Annotated in this window: 1 protein-coding gene; it reads right to left on the bottom strand. The window is 69.7% G+C overall.

Features of this window, described 5'->3' with window-relative positions:
* Nucleotides 1-156: 156 nt before the first annotated feature.
* Nucleotides 157-1,614, bottom strand: coding sequence for an IS1380 family transposase (locus tag ACZ3H8_RS40795; RefSeq protein WP_467410438.1), 1,458 nt, complete (start codon nt 1,612-1,614; stop codon nt 157-159).
* Between the last annotated feature and the right edge of the window lie 75 nt (nt 1,615-1,689).

Genomic DNA, 1,689 nt, shown 5'->3' with positions numbered 1-1,689 from the left:
CCTAGCCTCGCCGTTTCGGTTGGGGTGATGAGACACCGCTGATCGTCTGCTGTCGGGCGGGCGGGGTGATTTCGTTGCTCGGGCATGGCGGAGTCCCGGCGCGGGGGTCGGGTTCTCCAAGGTCTTTCGGGTCGTGGACGGTCAGGGTTGCTGTTTTCAGCCGGCGGGACGGGGCAGTGCGGCGAGGCGGTGGAAAGCTGTGGCCAGTTCGTGTCTCCAGGGCCAGGTCGCCGATATCCGCAAGCGCAGACGCCGACCGCCGCGGGTGAGGCGGGCGGCGACGTGCAGCAGCCGGTAGCGGAGCTTCTTCGGCTCGGCAGCGGCGAGTTCGCCGTCCAGGAGGAGGACGCGGGTCCAGGCGAGGAGGTCGATGGCCGCGAGGCTGAGTTCGAGCCATGCGGCGTTGACGGCGAAGTTACGGGAGGGGAAGCGGCCGAAGCCGGTGGTCTTGCCGCACCGGATGTGGTCTTCGACGGTGGCGTGTCCGCGGTGGCGGACCTCCAGGAACTGGGCTGAACCGCCGTCGGTGAACGGTGTGTCGGTGAGGAACACCTGGTGCCGCAGGCCCTCGTCTTGGTCGAACAGGGACAGTTGGGCGCCGGGGTGCGGGCGCTCGCGGCGCACGATGATGCGGGTGCCGGCCGGATAGCCGTTCAGATCGACCATGCCGGTCAGCTCCGCGACCGCGGCGCCGGTCCGCAGTGTTCCGTCCTGGTCCAGGGCGGGGTGCCACACTTGCTCGGGCAGGGCCCGGATCGCGCGACGGACCGGCTCGGTGACCGCATATCCGACCGAGAAGCGCAGGTCCAGGCCGTGCCCGCGCAAGTCTCGGAGGTGAGCGAGGAAAGCCTTCGCGGATCCGGCGCCGTCGGTGCGGATGAGGATGTCGGTCCCGTGCCGGTGGGCGTCGGAAATCTGCGCGAGGGCCTGGTCGAGCACCGTGACGTGATCGGCGGCGGTGTTGGCTCCGGCGTTTCCGGGCCGCAGGATGCCGGACATCGCCTCGCCGGTATTGGCCAGGAAGCACAGCAGCGGGTGGAACCCGAAGCCGCCTTTGTAGGTGGGTGCGGCCGCTTCCTTCTCGGAGTGGCAGGTGATCAGGGTCGCGTCGAGGTCCAGGACCAGGCCGGTCACCTCGCGTCCGCCGGCCTTCACCGCGGGTATGCCGGACCGAGTCTCGTCGGCCTGCAGCCAGGCCACCTCCCGGGCCTGAGCGCGGGCGGACCGCAGCCGGTCCAGCACCCGTTCGTCGATGGCGGCCAGCAGCCGCCAGGCCGTCGGCGTGGAGGCAACCGGGCCGAACACCTCGCCCTGGTCTCGCAGAACAGCCAGATCCGCGATCGCCACGCCGCCGTCAGCGAGCGTCACCGCGAGATCGACGGCGATCCGGCCCGGTTCGTGGCCGGTCCCACGGGGCCGAAGGGGCCGAAGTGCCGTGGAGTACGCCACCGTCAGCCCGGTCGTGTCGGCGAGATCCGCCAGCAACCGTGCTCCAGTATGCCCGACCACCCCCGCACCGTCAGCGGAGACGTGGAGCTTGGGACGTGAACCGATACCCTGCACGCAGAAAAGCGCCTTCCGCTTGGAGCGACAGAACCCCTCAACAAGGTTCATCGTCCCAGCTCAGAAGGCACCTTCGCGTTACTGCCCAGAACCCGCCTCCCGCACCAAGTGAAACGGCGAGGCTAG

This window comes from Streptomyces sp. NPDC002868 (genome assembly GCF_055563295.1).
Note: the sequence above shows the minus strand (reverse complement) of the source record. Positions and strands in the feature narration are given on the sequence as shown.